General features: G+C 63.5%; 20 protein-coding genes and 2 pseudogenes. 13 read left to right on the top strand and 9 right to left on the bottom strand.

The window, feature by feature from the left end; translation table 11 throughout:
- A partial coding sequence (locus tag CP49_RS48410; protein WP_476695638.1) for an HTD2 family dehydratase occupies window positions 1-426 on the top strand: 426 nt, incomplete at its 5' end.
- 37 nt (window positions 427-463) lie between these two features.
- On the opposite strand, the gene CP49_RS38725 is transcribed toward CP49_RS48410, so the two are convergent.
- The 3 genes and pseudogenes from CP49_RS38725 to CP49_RS38715 all read right to left on the bottom strand — a co-directional run bounded on the left by CP49_RS38725 (window position 464) and on the right by CP49_RS38715 (window position 3,205).
- The gene (locus tag CP49_RS38725) at window positions 464-1,363 is read right to left on the bottom strand and encodes an NAD-dependent epimerase/dehydratase family protein (protein WP_057855343.1); all 900 of its coding nucleotides are present in this window, start codon (window positions 1,361-1,363) and stop codon (window positions 464-466) included.
- 61 nt (window positions 1,364-1,424) lie between these two features.
- Window positions 1,425-2,357 (bottom strand): annotated as a pseudogene (locus CP49_RS38720) (ABC transporter permease); the annotation flags it as partial.
- A gap of 107 nt (window positions 2,358-2,464) precedes the next feature.
- Window positions 2,465-3,205 carry an ATP-binding cassette domain-containing protein gene (locus CP49_RS38715; protein ID WP_057855341.1) on the bottom strand — a complete coding sequence of 247 codons (741 nt, stop codon included), beginning with the start codon at window positions 3,203-3,205 and terminating at the stop codon, window positions 2,465-2,467.
- A 435-nt stretch (window positions 3,206-3,640) separates the two neighbouring features.
- Here CP49_RS38715 and CP49_RS38710 point away from each other — a divergent pair, with 435 nt between their 5' ends.
- The 3 genes from CP49_RS38710 (at window position 3,641) to CP49_RS38700 (ending at window position 7,221) form a co-directional block, all read left to right on the top strand.
- Entirely contained in the window at window positions 3,641-4,633 is a 993-nt protein-coding gene (locus tag CP49_RS38710; RefSeq protein ID WP_057855340.1) for a sugar-binding protein, read from the top strand.
- A 195-nt stretch (window positions 4,634-4,828) separates the two neighbouring features.
- A complete protein-coding gene (mdlC, locus tag CP49_RS38705) occupies window positions 4,829-6,451 on the top strand; it encodes a benzoylformate decarboxylase (protein ID WP_057855339.1) in 1,623 nt (540 codons plus the stop codon).
- A 341-nt stretch (window positions 6,452-6,792) separates the two neighbouring features.
- Window positions 6,793-7,221: a hypothetical protein gene (locus CP49_RS38700; protein ID WP_057855338.1), complete on the top strand. Its 429-nt coding sequence runs from the start codon at window positions 6,793-6,795 to the stop codon at window positions 7,219-7,221.
- Between the two features lie 265 nt (window positions 7,222-7,486).
- Here the strand turns inward: CP49_RS38700 and CP49_RS38695 are convergent, their stop codons facing one another.
- A complete protein-coding gene (locus CP49_RS38695; protein ID WP_057855337.1) occupies window positions 7,487-8,281 on the bottom strand; it encodes an SDR family oxidoreductase in 795 nt (264 codons plus the stop codon).
- Between the two features lie 25 nt (window positions 8,282-8,306).
- Entirely contained in the window at window positions 8,307-9,005 is a 699-nt protein-coding gene (trhA, locus tag CP49_RS38690) for a PAQR family membrane homeostasis protein TrhA (RefSeq protein ID WP_057855336.1), read from the bottom strand.
- Window positions 9,006-9,317: 312 nt separating this feature from the next.
- On the opposite strand from trhA, the gene CP49_RS38685 reads away from it, so the two are divergent.
- The 3 genes from CP49_RS38685 (at window position 9,318) to CP49_RS38675 (ending at window position 12,744) form a co-directional block, all read left to right on the top strand.
- The gene (locus CP49_RS38685; RefSeq protein WP_057855335.1) at window positions 9,318-10,781 is read left to right on the top strand and encodes a YcjX family GTP-binding protein; all 1,464 of its coding nucleotides are present in this window, start codon (window positions 9,318-9,320) and stop codon (window positions 10,779-10,781) included.
- Window positions 10,778-11,809 carry a YcjF family protein gene (locus CP49_RS38680; protein WP_057855334.1) on the top strand — a complete coding sequence of 344 codons (1,032 nt, stop codon included), beginning with the start codon at window positions 10,778-10,780 and terminating at the stop codon, window positions 11,807-11,809. Before CP49_RS38685 ends, CP49_RS38680 begins: the two co-directional genes overlap by 4 nt.
- 191 nt (window positions 11,810-12,000) lie before the next feature.
- On the top strand, window positions 12,001-12,744 hold the full coding sequence (locus tag CP49_RS38675; protein ID WP_057855333.1) for a DUF72 domain-containing protein: 744 nt from the start codon (window positions 12,001-12,003) through the stop codon (window positions 12,742-12,744).
- Between the two features lie 156 nt (window positions 12,745-12,900).
- Here CP49_RS38675 and CP49_RS38670 read toward each other — a convergent pair whose 3' ends face one another.
- Entirely contained in the window at window positions 12,901-14,400 is a 1,500-nt protein-coding gene (locus tag CP49_RS38670) for a glycosyltransferase family 39 protein (RefSeq protein ID WP_057855372.1), read from the bottom strand.
- Between the two features lie 342 nt (window positions 14,401-14,742).
- Between CP49_RS38670 and CP49_RS38665 the strand changes: the two genes are divergently transcribed.
- The 3 genes from CP49_RS38665 to CP49_RS38655 all read left to right on the top strand — a co-directional run bounded on the left by CP49_RS38665 (window position 14,743) and on the right by CP49_RS38655 (window position 17,493).
- Window positions 14,743-16,473, top strand: coding sequence for an adenylate/guanylate cyclase domain-containing protein (locus tag CP49_RS38665; protein WP_057855371.1), 1,731 nt, complete (start codon window positions 14,743-14,745; stop codon window positions 16,471-16,473).
- Between the two features lie 201 nt (window positions 16,474-16,674).
- Window positions 16,675-16,929 (top strand): hypothetical protein, encoded by a 255-nt coding sequence (locus CP49_RS38660; RefSeq protein ID WP_057855332.1) that lies wholly within the window; start codon window positions 16,675-16,677, stop codon window positions 16,927-16,929.
- 363 nt (window positions 16,930-17,292) lie between these two features.
- Window positions 17,293-17,493, top strand: coding sequence for a cold-shock protein (locus CP49_RS38655; protein WP_028351035.1), 201 nt, complete (start codon window positions 17,293-17,295; stop codon window positions 17,491-17,493).
- A gap of 147 nt (window positions 17,494-17,640) precedes the next feature.
- Here the strand turns inward: CP49_RS38655 and CP49_RS38650 are convergent, their stop codons facing one another.
- A complete protein-coding gene (locus CP49_RS38650; protein ID WP_057855331.1) occupies window positions 17,641-18,264 on the bottom strand; it encodes a hypothetical protein in 624 nt (207 codons plus the stop codon).
- A 291-nt stretch (window positions 18,265-18,555) separates the two neighbouring features.
- On the opposite strand from CP49_RS38650, the gene putA reads away from it, so the two are divergent.
- The 3 genes from putA to CP49_RS38635 all read left to right on the top strand — a co-directional run bounded on the left by putA (window position 18,556) and on the right by CP49_RS38635 (window position 23,523).
- Window positions 18,556-21,561, top strand: a complete 3,006-nt coding sequence (putA, locus tag CP49_RS38645) for a bifunctional proline dehydrogenase/L-glutamate gamma-semialdehyde dehydrogenase PutA (protein ID WP_057855370.1) — start codon at window positions 18,556-18,558, stop codon at window positions 21,559-21,561.
- A gap of 97 nt (window positions 21,562-21,658) precedes the next feature.
- Window positions 21,659-22,864 (top strand): CaiB/BaiF CoA transferase family protein, encoded by a 1,206-nt coding sequence (locus CP49_RS38640; RefSeq protein ID WP_057855330.1) that lies wholly within the window; start codon window positions 21,659-21,661, stop codon window positions 22,862-22,864.
- Window positions 22,865-22,875: 11 nt separating this feature from the next.
- The gene (locus CP49_RS38635; RefSeq protein WP_057855369.1) at window positions 22,876-23,523 is read left to right on the top strand and encodes a glutathione S-transferase family protein; all 648 of its coding nucleotides are present in this window, start codon (window positions 22,876-22,878) and stop codon (window positions 23,521-23,523) included.
- Window positions 23,524-23,535: 12 nt separating this feature from the next.
- Here CP49_RS38635 and CP49_RS38630 read toward each other — a convergent pair whose 3' ends face one another.
- Complete coding sequence (locus CP49_RS38630; RefSeq protein WP_057855329.1) at window positions 23,536-25,050, bottom strand: hypothetical protein; 1,515 nt, start codon at window positions 25,048-25,050, stop codon at window positions 23,536-23,538.
- Between the two features lie 90 nt (window positions 25,051-25,140).
- A pseudogene (locus tag CP49_RS43995) lies at window positions 25,141-25,399 on the bottom strand (hypothetical protein); the annotation flags it as partial.

The raw sequence follows: 25,399 nt of genomic DNA, 5'->3' as shown, positions 1-25,399 counted from the left end.
GAGCGGCAGGACATCGTCTATCGCGACATCGGCGGCGCGGCGCCCGCCTCAAAGCCCAAGACCCCTTCGCCGCCGCCCGTTGCAAAACATCGCGAAAGCCATGTCAGCGATCCCGTGCTGCTGTTTCGCTATTCGGCGCTGACCTTCAACGGCCACCGCATCCACTACGACCGCGACTACGTCACCAAGGTCGAGGGCTATCCGGGACTGATCTTCCACGGCCCGCTGCAGGCCGCGCTGCTCGTCGAGTTCGCCGCAAAACTTCATGGCGACTCGGCGCCGAAGAAGTTCAGCTATCGCGGCGTGCAGCCCCTGTTCGAAGGCGGAGAGTTCTCGATCAACGCCAACGAGACCCACGCCGGCATGGAACTGTGGATCGCGAATGCCGAGAGACAGCCGACCATGAAGGGCACGGCGACGTGGTAAGGACTGCAATGTCCGCGGCGATGAAGTATCGCAGCAGCTATCCGGCGTTGACGTATTTCCGCCAGTTGTGCGCTTCCTGGAAGCCCAGCACCTCGCGCGCCTTCTTGTTCGACAGCGGCGCCTCATACTCGCCGAGCTCGCGGGTGATCCGGACGTTGGGACAATAGCGGCTCAGCAGTTCGCGGGTCGGAATGTTGGCGGTGACGGTGTCGTTGACGGCGTTGAAGACCTGGAAGCCAAGCCCGTCCTTCTGGATCGCCAGATGCACGATCTCGCCGAGGTCGCGAGCGTCGATATAGCCCCAGGCATTGCGCTTTCGCGACGGCAGATTGGCCAGGAAGCCGGGAAACATGTCGTACTCATGCGGCTCGATGACGTTCGCGATCCGCAGCGCATAGACGTCGATTCCGTAGCGCATGGCGAAGGCGCGCGCGGTCTTTTCATTGACCACCTTGGAAAGCCCGTACGAGTCCATGGGATCGGTGTCGTAATCCTCCTCGAGCGGGAAGCACCTGAAATCCTTCTCGCCTTCGGCAAAACAGACGCCGTAGGTGGTTTCGCTGGAGGCGATCACGATCTTGCGGACGCCGAGTTTCGCCGCGGCTTCGATCACATTATAGGTGCTGACCGTGTTGACGCGGAACGTCTCGTTATCCGGCTCGATCAGTACCCGTGGTATCGCGGCAAAATGCACGACGGCGTCCGGCGCTGCCGGCGGCCTGCCGCCTTCGAAACGGTCGAAGCCGAAATGCGTGGTCATGGCGTTGAAGGCCTGGCCGCTGTGCGTCAGATCGGCGATCAGGGTACTGATGCCGGGATAATCGAATGGCTTGAGATCGACATTGAGAAGGTCGTAGCCCTTGCTCTTCAGATGCGGCAGGACGTGCCTGCCGGCCTTGCCGGTCCCCCCGGTGAATACCACGCGCTTGCCTGTCATCTGCGTTTCTTTCGTGCGTCGTCGGTCGAAGGGTGGAGAGCTGCGGCCACGCCAGCGGCGTTCATTCCGACGACCGGTAATTCCGCAGCCGGTCGAAGGTCACCGCAATGATGATGAACGAGCCGATAAAGGTGCCCTGCCAGAATGCGCTGACCCCCAACAGCCCAAGACTGTTGCGGATCACCTCGATCAGCGCCGAACCGATCAGGGCGCCGAAGGCAGTGCCAATTCCGCCGGCGAGATTGGCACCGCCGATCACCGCCGCCGCGATCACCTGCAGTTCCATGCCCGATCCGAGATTGGTGGTGACGGCTCCGAGCCAACCGGTTTGGATTATGCCGGCAATGCCGGCCGAGAGCGCGGATATCATGTAGACGGCGAGCTTGGTGCGCCGCACCGGCACGCCGGTCACGATGGCGGCGTGCTCGTTGCCGCCGATCGCGAACACGTAGCGGCCAAATCGAGTGTAGTGCAGCACAAAACCGGTCAGCAGCGCCAGCGCGAGCATGAAGAGCACAGGGTTGGCGATCCCGAACAGCCAGGCGCCGCCGCCGAGGAACAGCAGCTTGTCGTGATCCGGACCGAACTGGAACACCACAGTGTTGTTGGAGGCGACCATCGCCAGACTCCGCGCGATCGACAGCATGCCGAGCGTGACCACAAACGGCGGAATACCCAGATAAGCGATCAGCACACCGTTGATCGCACCGATCACCAGCGCCGTGGCAAGCGAGGCGGCGATGCCAACCTCGATGCTGTAGCCGGCATGCATCACGACTGCGAGGATCATGCTGCACAGGCACAGTACCGAGCCGACCGACAGATCGATGCCGCCGGTGATGATCACGATCGTCATCCCGAGCGCGATGATCGCAACGAAGGTGAAGTTGCGGGTGACGTTGAAGATGTTGTTCGAGGTCGCAAACGAGTTGGTGGCGAACGACAGAAAAATACAGGCCAGGATGACCGCGACCGAGACCCAGAAGGCCTGTCGCGAGGTCACCCAGGTGAGCAGCGGAAACCTGGCGCGCTTGATGTTGTCGTCGAACTGAATTTCCATCCCTGAAACTTTCGATGTCCAGCAAGCGTCGAGAGGCTTCGCTACGCGTATTCGATGGCCCCGGTGATCAGTCCCGTCACTTCCTCCGGCGAACTGGCGGCGACGTCCTTGTCAGCGACCTTGCGGCCGCGGCGCAATATCACGACGCGATCGGCAATGCTGAACACATCCGGCATGCGATGGCTGATGAACACGATCGCGATGCCGCGGTCGCGCAGCCGTCGCATCAGATTAAGGACCTCGGCGACCTGCCGCACCGAAATGGCCGCGGTCGGCTCATCCATCAGAACGACCTTGGCGTCGGCAATCCGGGTTCGGGCAATGGCTACCGCCTGTCGCTGTCCGCCGGACATCTGTCTGACCAGGTCGCGCGGGCGCGTCTCGGATCGCAGCTCGGCAAAGATCTGTCCGGCCCGGCGATACATCGCGGCATAGTCGAGAATTTTGAACGGGCCGATGCCTTTGCGGATTTCGCGGCCGAGGAAAACATTGGCGGCTGCGCTGAGATTGTCGCAGAGCGCCAGATCCTGATGCACGATCTCGATCCCATGCCGGCGGGCTTCGATCGGCCGGTGCATGGACAAATCCTGGCCTTCCATCTGCATCGTCCCATGCGTGGGACGAAAATTTCCCGCGACGATCTTGACGAGGGTCGATTTGCCGGCCCCGTTGTCGCCCATCAGCCCCACGATCCGGCCGGGCTCGAGCGACAGCGAAACGTCGTTGAGGGCATGGATGGCGCCAAAATGCTTCGAAACATTTTTCAGTTCGAGAAGGGCCATACCGGGTTTACCTGGCGCAGAACCGTTGCCGCGTTGCGCGTCTATGTTCTGGAGAAGACCTGAACAGGCATTGAATTACAGGGCCTGTGGTCAGTCAATGATCCCGGCGGGAATCAACGCCGCACCCTCGCGAAAAAACCTTTTGCATGATGTGGTGCAACGCACCAAAGCCTCGTCATATTTCTGCGCACATATCCGTTGACTCATCAGGCGTCCGAATTATTCTTATCAATCGGTGATTGTGGCTATCATAACTGGACTCTGTCGTCACCGCGGATCACATTCGAGGACAAGCTCGAAATAGTGCGGATGCTAGGGACCTGATAGCCACCCCCCTCACATCAAGCCGTTTCCTTGCCCTCGTGAAGTTTTGAACCAGACGAACTTCGGCAAAACGGGCGAATAAACGTCCGCTGCCATACGTGGGAGGGACAAATGAACAAGGCACTATTGGTATTGGTCGCTGCGGCGCTCAGCCTGTCGGCCGGATCGGCAATGGCCCAGAAGAAGCAGCTCGTCATCGTCGTCAAAGGCCTCGACAATCCGTTCTTTGAGGCCATTAATCAGGGCTGCCAGAAGTGGAACAAGGAAAACGCCAGTTCCCCCTATCGTTGCTTCTATACGGGGCCTGCCTCAACCTCGGATGAGGCGGGCGAGGCCCAGATCGTCCAGGACATGCTTGGCAAGCCCGACACCGCGGCGATTGCGATCTCGCCTTCGAACGCGCCCCTGATCGCCAACGCGATCAAGGCCGCCAAGCCCAAAGTGCCCGTCATGACGCTCGACGCTGACCTCAAGAAGGAAGACGCCGGGTTGCGCAAAACCTATCTCGGCACCGACAATTACCTGATGGGCTTCCGGCTCGGCGAATATCTCAAAAAGGCAAAGCCGAACGGCGGCACGCTCTGCCTGATCCTGGGTAACGTCGCTGCCGACAACATTCTGCGTCGCGCCTCCGGAACGCGGGATGCCTTGTCAGGCAAGAAGGATGTGGACCGATTGAAGGGCGAAGGCGGCTGGACCGAGATCTCTGGCTGCCCGGTCTTCACCAATGATGACGGGCCGAAAGGCGTGCAGGCGATGTCGGACATCCTCACCGCCAATCCGAAACTCGATGCGTTCGTGATCGAGGGCGGCTGGCCGCTGTTCGGCGCACCGCAGCCCTATCGTCAGCTCACCGACCAGTACAAGGCCCAGATCGCCAGCAAGTCGCTGGTGATCGTCGCCGCCGACACCATCGGCGAGGAAGTCGCGCTCGCCAAGGAAGGCCGCGTCGAAGCGCTGGTCGGGCAGCGGCCGTTCGAGATGGGTTACAAGGCGCCGTCGGTCATGATCGATCTGATCGAGGGCAAGAAGGTGGATGATCCCGTATTTACCGGCCTCGACGAATGCACCAGGGAGACTGCGGATACCTGCATTCAGAAATAGCCGCGAATCCCGTGTAGGGATCGAGCACGGTCATGGGTTCGCAGGAAGGAAACAGGGAGGCGCGTGGCGCCTCCCTCTTTGTTTTCGCAGGCCAGCTTGACTTCGTAAAGCAATCCATCGAGAGGTGGATCGCTTCCGCCTTCGCTCAAGCGCCATGGCGGAACATAAGAAAATCCTGATGGGAGCCGCCGCCCGATGTCGTCCCGCAAACCAGCCAAAGCCGCCTCCCTCACCGTCAAGGACGCCACCTTCGGCCTGCTCCGCGCGTTCGGCATCAAGCGCGTGTTCGGCAATCCCGGATCGACCGAACTGCCCTTCCTCAGCGACTGGCCCGACGACATCGATTACGTGCTGGGCCTGCAGGAAGCCTCCGTCGTCGGCATGGCCGATGGCTATGCGCAGGCCACCCGCAACGCCGGCTTCGTCAACCTGCATTCCGGCGCCGGCGTCGGCAATGCGCTCGGCAATATCTATACCGCCCATCGCAACCAGACGCCGCTGGTGATATCAGCGGGCCAGCAGGCCCGCTCGATCCTGCCGCTGCAGGCCTTTCTCTATGCCGAGCGCGCCTCCGAGTTTCCGCGGCCTTACGTCAAGTACAGCGTCGAGCCGGCGCGCGCCGAAGACGTTCCGGCGGCAATCGCGCGGGCCTATTACGTCGCGATGCAGCCGCCCTGCGGGCCGACCTTCGTCTCGATCCCGATCGACGACTGGACGCGGCCCACGCAGTCAATTCAAGCCCGCCAGGTAAGCCGCGAAATCGGGCCCGATGCGGCGGCGATGAAGGCGCTGGTCGCCGCGCTTTCGGCGAGCAAACGCCCGGCCCTCGTCGTCGGCCCCGCCGTCGACCGCGCCGAGGCCGTCGATCTGATGGTGCACGTCGCCGAGAAGACGAAGGCCGCCGTCTGGGTCAGCCCGTTCTCGGCGCGCTGCTCGTTTCCGGAACGGCATCCGCAATTTTCCGGCTTCCTGCATGCCTCGCCGGGACAGCTATCGGACACGCTGCGCGACCACGACCTCGTGGTGGTGATCGGCGCGCCGGTGTTCACCTTCCATGTCGAGGGCCATGCCGCGATCTTCGACGGCGCGACCACCATCTTCCAGATCACCGACGATCCCGACGCCGCCGCCGTCACGCCATCGGGCGCCAGCATCATCGCGACCATGAAGCCGGCGCTTTCGATGCTCCTCGATCTGCTGCCGGAAACGACGCGCGCCATGCCTTCGCGCCGCACACTGCCGCCCGCTCCAGTGGCCGCCGACCCGCTTCCGGTCGAGTTCCTGCTGCACTCGCTGTCTGAAGCCATGCCCGCCAATGCGGTGCTGGTGGAGGAAGCTCCCTCGCACCGCCCGGCGATGCAAAAGTTCATGCCGATGCGCGGCCAGGACAGTTTCTACACCATGGCAAGCGGCGGCCTCGGCTACAGCCTGCCCGCCGCCGTCGGTATGGCGCTCGGACGCCCCGGCATCCGCATCGTCTGCCTGATCGGCGACGGCTCGGCGATGTATTCGATCCAGGCGCTGTGGACCGCGGCCCAGCGCAAGCTGCCGCTCACGGTCGTCGTCATCAACAACGCCGGCTATGGCGCGATGCGCTCGTTCAGCCAGGTGATGCAGGTGCGCGATGTGCCTGGGCTGGAACTGCCCGGCATTGATTTCGTCAAGCTCGCGGAAGGCATGGGCTGCCACGCGGTACGGGTGACGAAATCATCCGAGCTTGCAGGCGCGCTCAGCGATGGCCTTTCGCATGTCGGCACCAGCCTGATCGAGGTGATGGTGGATTCAGCCGTCCCGCTGCTCTACGCGCAGAAGGGTTGAGGCGAATCTCTCTCCACGTCATTGCGAGGAGCGAAGCGACGAAGCAATCCATTCTTTCTTTGCGCGGTGAGATGGACTGCTTCGTTCCGCTCGCAATGACGCGGAGAGACCGAGCTCACGCCCGCGCCGCGGCGATTTCGCCCGCAAGGCGGCCATAGTCGGCCCACACCAGATTCAGGAACAGTGGCGGCTGCTGCTGCGCCGGCAGCCACGCCAGCTCATGACACCTCATTTGATACAAAGGCCCGACAATTCACCCGCGAGTTCCATACGCGGCACTACTTGACCGCTATCTACGTTCGCACGAGAATTCAGCATGGGGCAACCATGGAGTGAGTGCCATGAAACAGCCAAGCCTCAGAAAAGCTGCCCTCGCGGTCTCCGTCTTTACATGCGCGACCATGCTCTCGTTTGACTGGAGCGAACAAAGGGGCGCTTCGCTATCTATCGAGCGCGCGCAGGCACAAACGGTTGATCCGGTGACCCCGGCGCCGGGAGTTTCCCGGCGGCAGGCGCGGCGGGCCGCAGCCGGCGCCGCCGCAGTGGGCGCTGGTGCTGTCGCAGCCGGAGCGACTGCCGCCTACTACGGCGGCGGCCCTTATGCCTACGGCGGTAACGGTCCCTACGCCTACTACGGCGGCAGCGGTCCCAACGCCTATTACGGCGGCCCGGGTGTATGGAGTCAGGACTACGCGGCGCGCAATGGCATAATCTGCCAGCCCGGCACAATGGTCCGTCTCGACGACGGCCGCATGCACCGGTGCCAGTAAGGGAGGAGTGACCTCTCCCCCCGTCATTGCGAGCGAAGCGAAGCAATCCATCTCTCCGCGCGAGGAAGAATGGATTGCTTCGTCGCGGAGCCAATCATCGGGCGCGCATTCGCGCGACCCGTTGGTTCCTCGCAATGACGGAGGAGGCGTAGGAACCACCCCTCATCCCGAGGAGCGGCGTCTTCGCCGCGTCTCGAAGGATGAGGCCCCAGTCCGGGCGTCATGGTTCGAGACGCGCTACGCGCTCCTCACCATGAGGGTCAAGCTATTTCCCGTAAGCTTCCCGCATCTTCGCCTGGATCTTCGCCATGCCTGATATCCAGCGGTCGTAATTCTCGGTCTTCTTGCGCATGTAGCCGAGCACCTGCGGGTGCGGCAGGATCACGAAGGTTTCCTCCTCCAGCCCCTTCAGCACATCCTGCGCCACCCGCTCCGGCGAAAGGTCGCCGTCGCCGGATTGCGGGCCCTTGGGGATCGAGCGCAGCATGTTGGTATCGACGCCCTGCGGGCACAGGATCGAAACCCTGATGTTGTCGGCCTTGTGCGAGATCGCGAGATTCTCGGCAAAGCCGACGGCGGCATGTTTGGTGGTCGAATAGGCCGGGCTGCCGACCTGCGACAGCAGGCCTGCCGCCGAAATCGTATTGAGGAAATAGCCGCCGCCGCGCGCCTTCATGCGCGGGATCAAATGGCGCGCCGCATAGACATGCGCCATGACATGAACGGCCCAGCTTCGCTGCCACGGTTCGTCGGAATTTCCGCCGGCATTCACCGACAATGGATCGAAACCGCCGCCGATGCCGGCATTGGAGCAGAACAGTGCAATCGGGCCGAATTGATGCTCGGTCTCCTCGATGACGTGATGGATGTCCTTTTCCTTTCCGACATCGCATTTGAAGGCCGCCCCACCGATCGGAGTGGCGACGGCTCGCGCGCCGTCGGGATCGATATCGGCGACAACGACTTTGGCGGCGCCTTCGCGGTGAAAGGCCTCGCACATCGCCTTCCCGATGCCGTTGGCGCCACCGGTGACAACCACGACTTTGCCGGTCACCTGCATGGCCGTTTCCCCGTTTTCTAAAAGCTTACGTCAGGATCATCATATCGAGAATAGCGGTATAATGGCACGCGGCGCCGAGCAAGACGAAGCCATGCCAGATCGCGTTCTGGAAACGCAGCCGCTGCCAGGCGTGGAAGATCACGCCAAGACTATAGAGCACGCCGCCGGCTACGACGAAGCCCAGCGCCAGCGGCGGCACCGCCTTCACCACCGCATCGTAAATCATGACGCCGCTCCAGCCCAACGCCAGATAGAGTCCCACAGCCAAACGATCATACCGCCCCGGGCGCGCCAGCTTCAGCACGACACCAAGGATCGCGACGCACCACACCCCGGCCAGCAGCGCGATCGCTAGATAGCTCTCCCTCAGTTGCACGATGAACGGCGTATAGGTGGCGGCGATCAGCAGATAGATCGCGGAATGATCGAAGCGACGCAGCACCCATTTGGCGCGCGACACCGGCCAGAGATTATAGATCGCCGACAACGTCAGCATCGCCAGCAGGCCCGCGACGTAGATCGATACAACGGCAATTTCGATCGCGCCGGCATAGATCGCTGTCAGCACGATCAGGGCGGTGGCGGCGACAAGCCCCAGGCAGACACCGACGATATGCACGACGCCGTCGGCGATCAGCTCCGCACGATCGTAGTTCCAGTGCATGGCGTCAGCCGCCGCATGGATGGATGTCGAGGCGAGTTGTTTCAGTCTGAAGATGGTCATGCAGGCCCACAGAAGCTGGTGAGGGAGCGATTAAGACATGGGTGTTCCGAGGTCAACGAACCGTTCAAAGCCGCCGGCCTGAAGCCCGCCTTCATCCGCCACCGGGTCGGCCCAACCGCCGCCCGATGACAGGCTCCGGCGGATGACCCCGATATGCTATCGCCGTGGCATTTTCGTGCTGCCGACGCCGGCCGGATATCCCGGGCAGCCTGTCGCCAAGGCGATCACGAGCGCTTGATTTTGGGTCGCCAATCGCCACTTTTCTGACATCGCCCACCAATGCGTCTCTTACATCGAGCCTTCCACGCCCGTATGCCCCCTAGTTTTTCAGACATCGTCGAGGAAGCGCGTCTGTCGGCGCGGGCACTTCTGGATTACGGCGACAGCTTTTTCAATCCCACCGTGCGGCTCGGCGTCACCGGCCTGTCGCGCGCCGGCAAGACGGTGTTTATCACGGCGCTGATCCATGGCCTGACCCGCGGCGGAAGGTTTCCGGTCTTCGAGCCCTATGCGACCGGCCGGATCGCCCGCGCCCGGCTTGAGCCGCAGCCGGACGATGCCGTGCCGCGCTTCGACTATGAGAACCACGTCCGCACTCTGATCGAGGAGCGGCGCTGGCCGAACTCCACCGTCGACATCAGCGAACTGCGCCTGGTCATCGACTACCAGCGGCAGAACGGCGCTGACCGCACGCTCACCATCGACATCGTCGATTACCCCGGCGAATGGCTGCTCGACCTGCCGCTGCTCAGCAAGAGTTATGAGCAGTGGTCGGCTGAGAGCCTTGCGTTGTCGCGCGAGGGCCCGCGCGCAAGGCTCGCCGCGCCGTGGCACGCGTATCTGAAGACGCTTGATCCCGAAGGCCGCGAGAACGAGCAGGCGGCGCTCGCCGCCGCCAGACTTTTCACCGACTATCTCCGAGCCTGCCGCGACGAACGTTTTGCGATGAGCCTGCTGCCTCCAGGACGCTTCCTGATGCCGGGCAACCTCGCGGGCTCGCCGGCGCTGACCTTTGCGCCGCTGGAAGTGGCCGTCGACGGCAGCGCGCCCGACGGTTCACTATGGGCGATGATGCGGCGGCGCTATGAAGCGTATAAGGACGTCGTGGTGCGCCCGTTCTTCCGTGATCATTTTGCGCGGCTCGACCGGCAGATCGTGCTGGTCGATGCCCTCGCTGCGTTCAATGCCGGACCGGAAGCGCTGCACGATCTCGAAGCCGCGCTGTCAGGCATTCTCGATTGCTTCCGCATCGGCCGCAGCACCATCCTCAGCAGCCTGTTTCGTCCCCGGATCGACCGCATCCTGTTTGCCGCCACCAAGGCCGATCACCTGCATCGTCAGAGCCATGACCGTCTCGAAGCGGTGCTGCGGCGCGCGGTCGCCAAGGCGGCCGACCGCGCCGAATATGCCGGTGCCGCCATCGACGTGGTCGCGCTGGCTGCCGTGCGCGCCACGCGCGAGGCGATGGTGGCGCGCGGCCGGGAGAAGCTGCCGTCCATCCTCGGCACGCCCGCGCCCGGCGAGAGCGCCAATGGCGAGGCCTTCGATGGCGAGACCGAAGTCGCGACCTTTCCGGGCGACCTGCCCGCCGATCCCGAAGAGCTGTTCAACGGCGGCTTTCGCGGCCTTTCCAGCACGCCGTCCGAAACGGCCGACTTCCGCTTCCTGCGCTTCCGGCCGCCGCTCCTGGAACGCGCGGCCAACGAAGAGCCCGCGCTGCCTCACATCCGCCTTGACCGCGCCCTCCAGTTTCTGATCGGAGACCGACTGCAATGAGCGAGAAGACGCCCCATCGGCGGCCGGCGACGTTCAAGCTCGGCGATCCCGGCGTGATCGTGATGGATCCGGACGAGACCGGGCACCCTGCCCGCGGCACGGTGCATGTCACGCCGGAGGCAGATCCCGCCCTGTTGCCCGTTCCGATTGATGCGCCGCTGGTTCCGGTGCGCCGCGGCTTTCGCTGGGGCGCGCTGTTCTGGTCGGCCGTCGGCGGGCTGGTGCTGCTCGGCACAGGGCTTGGCATCGTCAACCTGATCGAGGATCTGTTCGCGCGCAGCCAGACGCTGGGCTATGTCGCGCTGGCATTTGCGGTCGCAGCCGCCCTGGCGCTATCCGTCGTGATCGCGCGCGAGGCGTTCGGGCTGGCGCGGCTGGCGGCGATCGAAAAGCTGCATTTGCGTGCCGCCGAGGTGCTGCGCAGCGACGACCGCGCCGAGAGCCGCGCCGTCGTCAACGAGCTGCTCAGGCTGGCGCATCAGAACCCGCAACTGGCCCGCGCCCGCGCCACGCTGGTGAGCCATGCCGACGACATCATAGACGGCGCCGACATGATCAAGCTGGCCGAGCGCGAATTGATGGCGCCGCTGGATGAAGAGGCGCGGCGTCTGGTCTCGCAAGCCGCCCAGCGCGTCTCGGTCGTCACGGCGGTAAGCCCGCGCGCGCTGATCGACGTGCTGTTCGTGTTCGTCGCCGCGATGCGGCTGATCCGCCAACTGGCACGGCTCTATGGCGGCCGGCCCGGCACGCTCGGCATGATCAGCCTGCTGCGCCATGTCATCGGCCATCTCGCCATCACCGGCGGCATGGCGGTCGGCGATAGCCTGGTGCAACAAATGCTGGGCCACGGCATCGCCGCAAAACTCTCGCAGCGGCTCGGCGAAGGCGTGCTGAACGGCCTGCTCACGGCAAGGCTGGGGTTGGCCGCGATTGACGTGACGCGCCCATTGCCGTTCACCGCGCTGCCGCGACCTGCGCTCGGCGATCTCGCCAAGGATTTGCTGCGCAAGCGCGACGAGGAGACGTGAGGTTCGATCCCGCCAAGCTGGCGAGTTCCAACCCGATTACCGCGGAAGTGCCGGTAACAAGCTCGGCGATCCTCGCTCTCAATAGCGTTCGATAGGAACAATTCATCCTTGCCGATCTTCTCCTCGGCGACCGATGCGGAGAACTTCGACGATGAAAGGGCTGGCACCGCACGACAAGAAGCCGTGACGACATGGCGCGGGTCCTGATCGGCACGTCGGGCTGGCACTACAATTCCTGGCGCGGGCCATTCTTTCCCAAGGGCCTGCCCCTCAAGGAGCAGTTGCCCTACTACAGCAGCCAGTTTTCGACGACTGAACTCAACGGCGTGTTTTACAGAACGCCCACGCCGGAAGCGGTGACGGGCTGGCGGGATCAGACCGGGCGTGACTTCATCTTTGCCTGGAAGGCATCCAAATTCATCACCCATTGGAAGCGGCTCTCAGGCAATTCGGTCAACAGCCTCGAACTGCTGGAGGATCGCCTGTCCCTGCTCGGCAGGAAAGCCGGGCCGATCCTGTTTCAACTGCCGCCGAACTTTAAGGTAGATGCCGACCGACTCGCCTTCTTCTTGCAGCTGCTGCCGAAGAAACGGCGCTACAGTTTTGAATTCCGCCATCCAAGCTGGTACGCGCCAGAGATATTGCGCCTGCTTCGGGCACAAAACATCTCGCTATGCATATCCGATCATCATGATGCGCCCGCCCCGTGGACGCGTACCGCGGACTTCGTCTACGTGCGCGGACACGGACCCACAGGCCGCTACAAAGGCCACTACAGTCAGCGCACCCTCTCGGAATGGGCACGCCGTATCAGGTCATGGAAAAAGCAAGGCTGTGACGTGTTCGTCTATTTCGACAACGACCAGAAAAGCGCAGCGCCGGCCGACGCCAGATCCTTGCGTGAAATCGTAGCAACTATTAATCCCTCATGGTGAGGAGGCGCGCAGCGCCGTCTCGAACCACGAGGCCCCGCTGGTGCCACTCATCCTTCGAGACGCCGCTCCGCGGCTCCTCAGGATGAGGTCTGGCAGCTCGCAGTAAATCGGGTCGGCGGCGTACTGGATCCCCCGCCGTTGCGGGGGACGACGAGCTTACGAATGGCTGACGCCGCGCCCCTCACCTCCCGCCAGCACGCGCCAGCGGAAGAGCGGCGAATCCGGTGGCGGGGAAAGATCGGGCGTCCAGCCGGTCAGTTTTTCCAGCGCGTAGGTATCCATCACAATCCCGCGCCAGACCCGCTCGACCCGTTCCAGCGGCTGCCGCTTTGCCGTGGTGAGATCCCACAGCGGCAGGCGATGGTCGGGTTCGCGCGCGACGTAGAGGCCGGGATGATCCTTGATCGCCTTCATGCCGGGATCGCGAAAACCCTGGAATCTGCCACGCTCGTTGATCTGGATGACCGGCACGCGGCCGTTGAAATACCAGCGCAGCATCGCATAGGTGCGGTAGTCCGACGTCGCGATCCAGGTCGCACCGGTTTTCTGCAATTGCATTTCCGCGCGCGCCACTACCTGCTCATAGCCGGCCTCGCCGCCGACGGGATCGGTTCTGCCGATCAAATTCCAGGGCGCCGCGACGTAATAGAAGAACACGCCGACCACGAAGGCGATGCCCGAGATGACAGCCACCCTCGCCCACCAGAATGTCGATTTGACGATCCAGTCCGGCCAGCCCTCGCGCGGCAGCATCACGAGATTGATGGCTGTCGCGGCAAAGCCGGCGGGCCACAGGAACATCGGCCAGGTGTCGCCGACACGCAGGGTCAGCGACTTCCAGAGAAAATAGAGAAAAGGCACCAGCACGGCGGTCGACAGCAGGATCGCGACCGGCTCGCGGGCACGATAGCCGCGCCAGGCCGTCAGCGTCACGCCGGACAGCACGACCGGCAACAGCACGAAGCCGACCAGACCAAACTGCAGGCCAATGAATTCGCCGATGGTGCGGAACGACAATTGATGGGTCGCAACCGCACGCACGAACTGGAAGCGGAACGACGCCCAATCATGCTGCGCGTTCCAGATCAACACCGGCATAAACACCACCACCGCAATCAGTGCCGCCAGCCATGGCCAGGGACTGAGCAGCCAGCGCCGGCGCCAGTCCGGCACCAGCGCAAACGCCGCGACCGCCGGCAGCAGCATGATCGCGGTGAACTTCGACAGCAATGCCAGGCCCGCGAACAGACCAGCGGCCAGCCACCAGCGCGGATTGCCGCTCTCGTGCAGCCGCACCAGCGACCACAGCATCGCGACCGCGCAGGGGATCATCGCTGTGTCGGGCGAGACCTTCGCCATCAACAGTCCGTAATACAGCGCTGCTTCCGGCAACAGCACCACGAGGATGACGGCGCGAACATCGTGCGTCACACGCCGGACGATGTCGGCGAGCAGAAGCTGCGTGACCAGCATCGCGACGATGCCGCCGAACCGCACGCCGAGATTGGTGTCGCCGAAGATCGCGGTGCCGAACCGGATCAGCCAGGCGATGCCGGGCGGATGATCGAGAAAAGCGAGTGCGCTCTCCTTCGACCAGGTCCAGTAATAGGCCTCGTCGGTACGCAGATCGAGCACGCCGGCATAGACCAGCCGCATCGCCGTGAGCGCCGCAATCAGCAGCGCAACGGCAAGCCAGGGCGCTCCAAACCATGGGGGCGCGGCGGGACTGGCTTGGCTCTTATGGGGCTTGGCAATCGTCACGGCGCTTTCTCCTCGACTGCGCCGGGAGTGTCAACGCGCCGTGGCGGAAAAAGGTTGATCGTCGTCCCTGCGAAAGCAGGGACCCATAACCACCGATCGTGGTAAGGAAATCCGCATGGGCCACAGCGCTACCGAGAGGCCGCGGCGTATGGGTCCCTGCTTTCGCAGGGACGACGGAGGATGGTATTCACCGGATAAATTAAACGCTACCATCGCCGAATATTGACCATGGACCGCATGACCGCTCTATCCAGAGAACAACTGACCACCTTCCTCCGCGGCATCAGCCTGCGGCAGGTCCGCCTCGTCAGCGGCGTCGTTCTGTTCGCCTATCTAGTCAGCCATTTCCTCAACCATGCGCTCGGCAACATCTCGCTGGAGGCGCTGGCGAGCGGCGTCTATCTCCACACCGCGTTCTGGCAATTCCTCCCCGTCACGATCCTGTTCTATACTGCGTGCCTGGTGCATACCGCGCTCGGCATCTGGGCGCTCTATGAGCGCCGGCAATTCCGCTGGAAGGCGATCGAGCCGCTACAGCTCGCGCTCGGCCTCAGCATACCGATGTTGATCATCGCCCACATCATCGGCGTCCGGCTCGGCCAGACGCTGTTCGGACATGAAAAGCTCTATCCGCAGATCCTGTTCCTGTACTGGATCTGGGCGCCGTGGCGGATCTGGATGATGCTCGCGGTGATGACCATCGCCTGGGTCCATGGCTGCATCGGGCTGTATCTCTGGCTGCGGATGCGCTCGTTCTATAAACGAGCCGCGCCGTTCCTGCTCGCCGCGGCCGTGCTGATTCCGACCCTCTCCATGCTGGGCTTCTACCAGAGCGGACGCATGGTCATCGACAGCGACAGCGATGAATGGCGCGCGGAGACCCAAACGACGCGCCAGATCGGCACCCGCGCCGAGGCGCAGGCGCTCGACCGCATCACGGACTATTTCCTGTTCGGCTATTTCGGCCTGATCGGCGTCGCGCTGCTGGCCCGGGGCGCCCGCGCCATCAACGAGCGCCGCCGCGGCATGATCAACCTATCCTACGGCAACGGCCGCACCGTGCGCGTCCCCAAGGGCCTCAGCGTGCTCGAAGCGAGCCTGCGCAACAACGTGCCGCACGCCAGCGTCTGCGGCGGCCGCGCGCGCTGCTCGACCTGCCGCATCCGCATCATCGGCGACTACAGCGACCTGCCCAAGCCCTCGCAGCGCGAGGCGTTCGTGCTTGGCCGGGTCGGCACATCAGACCCTTCCATCCGCCTGGCCTGCCAGCTACGGCCGCCGGCCGACCTTTCGTTCTTCCAGCTCTTCCTGCCGCACACCTCCGCCGACGGCCACGAATCGAACCCGACGCGCGTCGGTCAGGAGCGCTATCTCGTCAGCCTGTTCGTGGATATGCGCGGCTCGACCCAATTGGCCGAAAAGCGCCTGCCGTTCGACACGGTGTTCATCGTCAACCGTTTCCTTGGCGCGGTATCGCAGGCGGTGATCGAGAGCGGCGGCCGACCGAACCAGTTCGTCGGCGACGGCATGCTGGCGCTGTTCGGGCTCGCCTGCAGCCGGCAGGAGGCGTGCCGCCAGGTGTTGAGAGCCGCAGCCCTGATCGCCGTCAATGTCGACGAGCTGAACAAGTTTCTCGAACACGATCTGCGCGAGCCGATCCGCTTCGGCATCGGCATCAATGGCGGCGAAGTCATCGTCGGCGACATCGGCTATCGCGACCACATGGTGTTCACCGCGCTCGGCGACCCCGTCAATGTCGCGGCACGATTGCAGGATATGACCAAGGTTCTTGCATGCGAAGTTGTCGTCTCCGACGAAGTTCGCGCAACGGCAGGACTGGCAGAAGATGCGCTGCCGGAGCAGGAAGTGACGATCCGCGGACGCAACGAGCCGATGATCGTGCGCATTGTTGCGGACGCGCGGATGTTGCCGGCGCTGGTTAACGATGAACAAAGCGCCGCAGCCTGAAATCGCTTCAGTGATAGCGGTTCGAAGCCTGTGTGATGTTTTTCACACCTGAATAATCGTTCAGAAAATTCTCGGCGCACGAGGCGCAGATTCCTCGAACCCGCTCTGTGAGGGACGCGACAGATTGGCGATGGGTAAGACGGAAACTGAAACCCGCGCCAAGACAAAAACGTCGAACGCGCACACTCAAGGAGAATAACCATGTTTCGCAAAGTGACTCTCGCTGCTGTTGCCGCTGCTTCGCTCAGCGTGATGGCGCTGGCGCCCACCTCCGCTTCGGCGGGCGGGTTCTGGCCGCATCACCATCATCACCACTGGGGTCATGGCCATCACTGGGGTCATGGCCATGGCTTCAGGGTCGGCTTCATCGGTGGCGGCTATAACGGCTGCTACGTGACCCGCCGCGTGCTGACGCCGTATGGCTTCCGCTGGCGGACGGTGAACGTCTGCTACTGATCGAGGCGCAGACGTTCCGTCTCGGAAGCCCCGGTCGCGCACGCGGCCGGGGCTTTCCGTTCGCAATACGCCATGCCGGAGACCCGCCGCTACCTCCCTGCAAGCGGAGGAATGACGTCAACGGGCAGCCGGTCGAACCATTTGCCCAGTTTTGGAATAGCCGCCGCCCGGCCGCCTCAAATGAGCGCGAAACCGGCAAAACGGCGAAAATCGGTGGCGAATGGGCGGTTTTTTGCCGAAACGGGCATTCCGTTTGCGCTACCCAGCCTGCCCCAACCCGCGTATCCTCTTGCCTCGGGCATGCCGGTTAGTGCGGGGACCGGCGGCTCGATTACTTTTTTTGATTCCGCGGAGACGACGTGAATGGCTAAAGGTACGGTGAAGTGGTTCAATCCAACGAAGGGTTACGGGTTCATCCAGCCCTCGAGCGGCGGCAAGGACGTGTTCGTTCATATTTCGGCAGTTGAGAAAGCTGGTCTTTCGACGCTCAATGAAGGGCAGACCGTCGAATACGAAGAAATCGCCAACCGCGGCAAGACTTCGGCCGAGAACCTCAAGGTTTAGCGCTAACGCGCAATCGGCAACGGCACGCTCTCGGACTAAAAATCCGGGAGTAAGGCTTAAAAAACTTCTCAAAAACTGTGAGCGTTCGGCGGAGCGGGCACCGCTTCTGCACGCACGATAGCTAAGTCATGCGCGAGAACCGGCCGCTCAATCTTCCGTGACCCATTTCTGAACCGTCATCACGTCCGGTGGCTGCAGGTAGCCACGCGGCCAGAGATCGACGACCCATTCGATCTTGGTGGCGCGATCGACCAGCACCGCGGTGTTGTGCGGCGTCTGCAACACCAGCGTATTGCCGCGATAACGCGGATCGCCGATCGCGTGATGCTTCAGCAGGCTCCATTCCTGCAGCACCAGCAACAGGCTGGTGGTGTTGCGCGTCGTGTCCCAGCAATCGTAATTGTGCTTGTCGTCGAAGTAGCGGAAATCCGCTTTCGCCACGCGCTTGTTGGTGCCGAGGACCGGCCCCATGCGGCGGTCGAACCACACCACGGCCTTCTGCACCGCGGCGCGTTCGGCCGCGGCCGAGGCGCGCCCCGCGGCCATGATCTGTGTCAGCGCGCTGCGGTCACCTGCGGTGAAATCGAGGATCTCGCGCCGCCGGCAGACGAAGCCGTAGCAGACGGTCATGGATTTGGCCGACGGTGGATAGATCGAAACCGAGCTGTAGAGGTTGGCGACCGCAGCACTCATCTCGACGGCCTTCGCCACCGAAACGCCAAGCAGCGCCGCGAGGAAGGCGCCGAATACGGCCGCCACTCCCGCGCTCATCGGCCTTCCCGGTATGGGCTGTCCGGCGTCTCTCATGATCCCTGCTGTTCCATGCGACGAGCCTGACGATTACCGCGGCTCCTTCATGCTGCCAACCAGCAAGCCGGCAATCTGTGGATCGCGCCGCGCAAATTCCGGCCGCTGTGTTTTCCGTGCGCCAGTTGGTTCCGCTCGCACACCATTCCAGCCTTGGCGATCCGGCCATCCCCTGGAAAATTGGGAGGATTTTGTGCCCTATTCTGTCAATCCCAGCCCCGGTAAGCTGGCTGGGGCCAAGAGAATCCTATGCTGATTCCTCAGTCGCCTCTTCCGCCCTTCAGCGCGCCCTACGCGCCCGACGATCATGCCATGGCCACCCGCCTGCTGCGGGCCGCGCGGCTTGAGCCGGCGCAGGAGGAACGCATCGATTGCACGGCGACGCGGCTGATCGAGGCCATCAGGGCCAATGACGATCCCCTCGGCGGCGTCGAGGACATGCTGCGCGAGTTCGCGTTGTCGACCAAGGAAGGGCTGGCGCTGATGGTGCTGGCGGAAGCGCTGCTGCGCGTGCCGGACGCCCGCACCGCCGACCAGTTCATCGAGGACAAGCTCGGTCAGGGCGATTTCGTCCACCACGAGACGCGATCAAGCGCCTTCCTGGTCAACGCCTCGGCGTGGGCGCTCGGCATGTCGGCCCGCGTGATCCAGCCCGGCGAGACGCCGCAGGGGACCATCGGACGGCTGACCAAGCGGCTCGGCGCACCGGCGGTGCGGGCGGCGACGCGGCAGGCGATGCGGCTGATGGGCAATCATTTCGTACTCGGCGAGACCATCGAAGCCGCGCTGTCGCGCGCGCAGCCGCATTCCTCGCGTCATCAACGTTACTCCTTCGACATGCTTGGCGAAGGCGCGCGCACGGCCGATGACGCCGCGCGCTATTTCAATTCCTACTCAAGCGCGATCGACGCGATCGGCCGCACCGCCGACGATCATCCCCTGCCCGACCGGCCCGGCATCTCGGTCAAGCTCTCGGCACTGCATCCGCGCTTCGAGGCGGTGAGCCGCGCACGGGTGATGAGCGAACTGGTCCCGCGCCTGATCGATCTCGCCAGGCAAGCCAAATCCTATGACCTCAATTTCACTGTCGATGCCGAGGAAGCGGATCGGCTGGAACTGTCGCTCGACGTGATAGCGGCAGCGCTGGGTGATTCATCGCTTGCAGGCTGGCATGGGTTCGGCCTCGCGATCCAGGCCTACCAGAAGCGCGCCTCCGACGTGATCGATTACGTCGATCGTCTCGCACGCAGCCTCGACCGCAAAATGATGGTGCGGCTGGTCAAGGGCGCCTATTGGGACACGGAAATCAAGCGCGCGCAGGAACGCGGGCTCGACGGCTACCCCGTGTTTACCCGCAAGGCGATGACTGATTTGAACTACCTTGCCTGCGCGCAGCAATTGCTGGCGCTGCGGCCGCGGCTCTTTCCGCAATTCGCCACCCACAATGCACTGACGGTCGCGACCATCCTCGAACTGGCAACCGACCAGAGCGGATTCGAATTCCAGCGCCTGCACGGCATGGGCGAGGCGCTCTATGCGAAGCTCAGCGAGGATCGCCCCGACATCGCCCATCGCACCTACGCGCCGGTCGGCAGCCACCGCGATCTGCTGGCCTATCTGGTGCGGCGACTGTTGGAGAACGGCGCCAACTCCTCCTTTGTCGCGCTCGCCGCCGACGAGGCGGTGCCGGTATCGCAATTGCTGCGGCGTCCGACCGACATTATCGGCAGCGCCGAAAACGCCGCGCATCCCAACATCCCGTTGCCGCGCGATCTCTACGGACCCAACCGAAGAAATTCCCGCGGAACTGAATTCGGCGAACGCGCGGCGCTGGAGCAACTCGTCTCTGCCATCGCCGCCGCACCATTGCCCGCGCCGCGGAGCATCGCCGACGCAACCGAGAGCGAGGCCAATGCGGCGATACTGGCTGCGCGCGACGGCTTCAAGCACTGGGCCAGGACGCCGGCCGAGACGCGCGCGGCTATGCTGGAGAAGGCCGCCGATGTGCTGGAGCGGCGTGCGGCACATTTCATCGCGCTGCTGCAACGTGAAGGCGGCAAGACATTGGACGATTCGGTATCGGAAGTCCGCGAAGCCGTCGACTTCTGCCGTTACTATGCCGCAGAGGGACGCGAGTTGTTCGGCGAAGGCAAGGCGATGCCAGGGCCGACGGGCGAGAGCAACATGCTGTGCCTGCGCGGCCGCGGCGTTTTCGTCGCGATCTCGCCGTGGAATTTTCCGCTGGCGATCTTCCTGGGTCAGGTCACCGCGGCATTGATGGCAGGCAACGCGGTCGTTGCGAAGCCGGCCGAGCAGACGCCGCTGATTGCGGCTGAAGCCGTCAGGCTGTTGCATGAAGCCGGTGTGCCGGCGTCAGCGCTGCATCTTGTGGCAGGCGATGGCCGGATCGGCGGCGCGCTGGTGGCGCATCCTGACATCGCCGGCGTCGTTTTCACCGGCTCGACCGAGGTTGCGCGGACGATCAACCGCGCACTCGCCGCCAAGGATGGACCGATCGTGCCGCTGATCGCCGAGACCGGTGGCATCAATGCGATGCTCGTCGATGCCACCGCCCTGCCCGAGCAGGTTTCCGACGACGTCGTGACCTCGGCCTTCCGCTCCGCCGGCCAGCGATGCTCGGCACTGCGGCTGTTGTTCCTGCAGGACGACGTCGCCGACCGCATGATCGAGATGATAGCGGGCGCGGCGCGCGAACTCGTCATCGGCGATCCCTCCGACCCCGCCACGCATATCGGCCCGGTGATCGATGCCGAGGCCAAGCAGCGGCTGGACGCGCATATCGAACGCATGAAGAAAGAAGCCCAGGTGCACTTTGTGGGTAACACACCACAAGGTAATTATGTCGCGCCACATATCTTCGAATTGTCCGATGCGAGCGAGCTCACGGAAGAGGTGTTCGGCCCGGTGCTGCATGTGGTGCGCTACCGCGCCGACCGGTTCGAGCAGGTGCTGCAATCGGTCGAGCGCACCGGCTATGGGCTGACGCTCGGCATCCATTCCCGGATCGACGATACCGTGGAGGACGCGATCGAACGGCTTCAGGTCGGCAACATCTATGTCAACCGCAACATGATCGGCGCCGTCGTCGGCGTGCAGCCGTTCGGCGGACATGGCTTGTCCGGCACCGGGCCCAAGGCCGGCGGGCCGCATTATCTCGCGCGTTTTGCAACCGAACAGACGGTGACGATCAATACGGCGGCGGCCGGCGGAAATGCAGCGCTGATGTCTGATGGGGAGTAGTTGCATCACCTTCCAAGATGGGCCAAATGACGTTTGAACCTGATCGCTCATAGCGATAATTCAACAGGAACGACGAACGTCACGGAGCGGCGCCACGATGGAAAAGGGTATTTTCGAAGGCCTCAAGGTTCTGGACTGCGCGAGTTTCATCGCAGCGCCTGCGGCCGCGACGGTGCTGTCGGATTTCGGCGCCGACGTGATCAAGATCGAGCCGCCCGGCTCCGGCGACCCCTACCGCAATCTGCCCAATTTGCCGGGCTACCCGCATAGCGAGCATAATTTCGCGTGGATGCTCGAAGGCCGCAACAAGAAGAGCCTCGCGCTTGATCTCTCAAAGCCCGAGGGCCAGGCCGTGCTGCACCGGCTGGCCGCCCAGGCCGACGTATTCATCACCAATTATCCGCCGCAGGTGCGTGCACGGCTCGGCATCACCCACGACCATCTGGCGCCCCACAATGAACGCCTGATCTACGCCTCCTTCACCGGCTACGGCGAAAAGGGCGAGGAAGCCAACAAGCCCGGCTTCGACTCCAATGCCTATTGGGCGCGCTCCGGCCTGATGGACCTGGTCCGCGCGGATGAACACACCACGCCGGCGCGATCGATCGCTGGCATGGGCGATCACCCCTGCGCGATGGCATTTTACGGCGCGATTGTCACCGCACTCTACAAGCGCGAACGCACCGGAAAGGGCTCGCATGTCAGCTCCAACCTGATGGCCAACGGCGTCTGGGCGGCTTCAGTGCTGGCGCAGGCCAAGCTGGTCGGCGCGAAGTTCGGCGAGCGCCGGCCGCGCGAGCGCGCGCTCAACGCGGTCACCAATCACTACCAGTGCAAGGACGGACGCTGGCTGATCCTCTCTTTGCTCAACGAAGACCGGCAATGGCCGACGCTGGCGCGCTGCCTCGGCCGCGAGGACCTCATCAGCGATCCCCGGTTTGAGGCGAAGAAGGACCGCCACGCGCGATCAGTCGAACTGATCAAGATCTTCGACGAGACCTTTGCGACCAAGGACCTCGCCGAATGGCGCAAGATCCTCGACGGCAACGGCCTCGTGTTCGGCGTCGTCGGCATTCTCGACGATATTCCAAACGACAAGCAGATGATCGAGAACGAAGTGCTGGTGCCGTTCGAGAACGACACCATGCTGACGATCTCTAGCCCAATCTGGGTGGATGGCAGCAAGAAGGTTCAGCCGCGAAAGCCGCCGGGCATCGGCGAGCACAGCGACGAGATCTTGCGCAATGCCGGTTACGACGAGGCCGCGATCGGCAAGCTGCGCGCGGCCGGCGCAGTGGCGTGAGGCAGCACACCATGCCCACCTATCGCCTGCATTATTTCCCGGAGTCCGGAAACAGCTACAAGCTCGCGCTGATGCTCACGCTGTGCGGGCAGAGCTTCGAGCCGGTCTGGACCGATTTCGGCGGCGGCGTGACGCGGACAGCGGAATGGCGGCGCGACGTCAACGAGATGGGCGAAATACCGGTGCTCGAGGTGGACGGCGAGCGCCTCACCCAGACCGCACCGATCCTGCTGAAGCTCGCCCGGCAATTCGGCCGGTTCGGAGGCGAGACCGAGCAAGAGCAGTTCGAACTGCTGCGCTGGCTGTTCTGGGACAACCACAAGCTCACCGGCTGCATGGCAACCTACCGCTATTTACGGACCTTCACGCCGTCACCGGACGAGCATGTGCTGAAGCATTTCCGCAGGCGTCTCGATGATTTCCTGTCGATTCTCGAGCAACACATGCAAAAAAATGCATTCGCCATCGGCGAACGGCCGACGGTGGCTGATATCTCGATGATGGCCTATCTGCACTATCCCGCCGACGAGACCGGATATGATCTGGCGGCGAGCCATCCCGCGATCAGCGCCTGGCTTAAACGCATGGCGCAATTGCCGGGCTGGAAATCAGCTTATGATCTGTTACCCGGCAAGCGCCTGACGCATTACGCCAAGTGACGGTTCGCAGCGCTAGCGGCTTTTGACGAAGCACATGCCGATGCGGGAGATCTTGCCGGCGGCCTGACAGGTCAGGCCTTCGGCGCAAGTCCAGTCGCGAAAACTAGCGTCGTTGCTCGCGGCCGGCTTGCCGTGCGCATAGCAATGCGCGCCCCAGCCGTCGTAGTAGTTGGTGCCGGCGAGTTCGGTGCTGCCGCGCAGTTGCGGACGGCTGGCGAACCCGCGCGAGTAATCCGGCGACTTGCCGTCGCGCAGGCTTACGAGAATATCGCGGCGGCGGATCTGTTCGCCGAAGAAATGCGGCGACGCCGGCACGACGGTAGAATTCGACGGTTTATCCGCCATCCAGTCGACGCCCGGGAAGTGAAAGCCGCCGATGCCTCGGGTCTGGTGGCAGCCGGAGCAGGTCACGTCGTTGAGCCGCCGTTCGAACCCGGCGAGCGAGCGGATGTTCTGCAGCTTCACGCCACCTTCCACAGCCTTCCTGAGCGCCGCCACGACATCGGACTCGCTGAACGCGGCGCCCTCTCCTTGCACCAGTCCGAATTCGGGTTCCAGGTCCGATGGATCGAATCCTACCGGCGTTGGCGCAATCGCGCCGCTCGCAAGGAATTTTTCCGGAATCAGCACGGTGCCGCGATCGAACGCGGCGAGATTGGCGGGATCGAGCAGCCATGCCCTGAACTCGCGCTTGAGGCCATCGTCCGCCAGAAGACGCGCGCGATCGATCTGGTTTTCCATCGGTGATTCCGCGAACAGGCGCGCGTCCCGATCGTAGCGAAACACCTTCAACAGATAGTCGGTGCGGAAATCGCGAACCGAAGATTTAGGCGCGTGCGCGATCTGCAGATTCGTCTCGATGCGATCGATATTCTTGTGGCCGATCAGGTCGAGCGGGCCACCCCCTGCCGACAGTGTCCCGCCGAGCGGCGCGGCAAGCCAGCGGCTGGCGATTTCAGAGCAGGTGATCGCTACGCCCTCGCCTTTCGCCTTCAGCACGAGGTTCAGCGTCATCGGCAGCCGCGGCGGCGAAGCGTCGACGCCGGCCGCTTTGTTCGCCCGCGTCAGGCGGTAGATCAGGCGGATTTCGCCGCAGCTTGCTTCCGCGGCGTAAGTGCGGTCCATGCGGTTAACGATGCCGGCCAGCACGAACCGCGTCTCGGCCGAATAAAGCTGCGTGCGGTCGAACAGCTGGAAATCAAAGCCGTCGCCGACGCCGATCGTCTCCTTCGGCAGGCTCGCTCGATGGCGCGCGATGTAGCGATCGAACTCGCCGTCGATCGCCCGCCGGACCGGCGCCATCGACGGCATGGCGAACAACTCGCTGTTGGCAAGCGGAATATCCACCGACCGCTCCGGCAACAGCAAGCGATCGAGGCGAAATTTTCCGCCGTCGAGTTCGCGCAGCGTCGCCGGATCGGTGATGGCTGTGCCGCGTTCGAGCGCCGCACCCTGCGCCGCATGCGTCGGCAAAGCGCCGTACAGCAGAGCAAATACGATGGCGAGAAATCCTGGTACGCGGCTCATGCCCCAACTAACACCGCGCAAAGAGGTCTATTCAAGGAAAAAGGCGCTTCACGTCGCCGTGAAACGCCTTCCTGTTCGTATGTCGTCCCGTCAGCGCGCGACGATCAGGCCCTTGCTGGTCACGACCACCCAGCGACCGTCCTGCTTGCGAATGGCGTCGACGCGGCCAACGCCGGGCACGGGATCGCCGGCATAGACCTCATACATGCCGCGACGACCCTCGATCAGGGCGCTGCCATTGGCGACGTCGCGCAGCACCCAGCCTTCGACGGTCGGCAGCCGGGCAACTTCGGGCTTGGGCGGCGCCGCTGGCGCGGGCGCCGGTGCCGCCGCAGCGGCCTGCTGCGGT

Source organism: Bradyrhizobium valentinum (assembly GCF_001440405.1).
Taxonomy (GTDB): Bacteria; Pseudomonadota; Alphaproteobacteria; order Rhizobiales; family Xanthobacteraceae; genus Bradyrhizobium; species Bradyrhizobium valentinum.
Note: the sequence above shows the minus strand (reverse complement) of the source record. Positions and strands in the feature narration are given on the sequence as shown.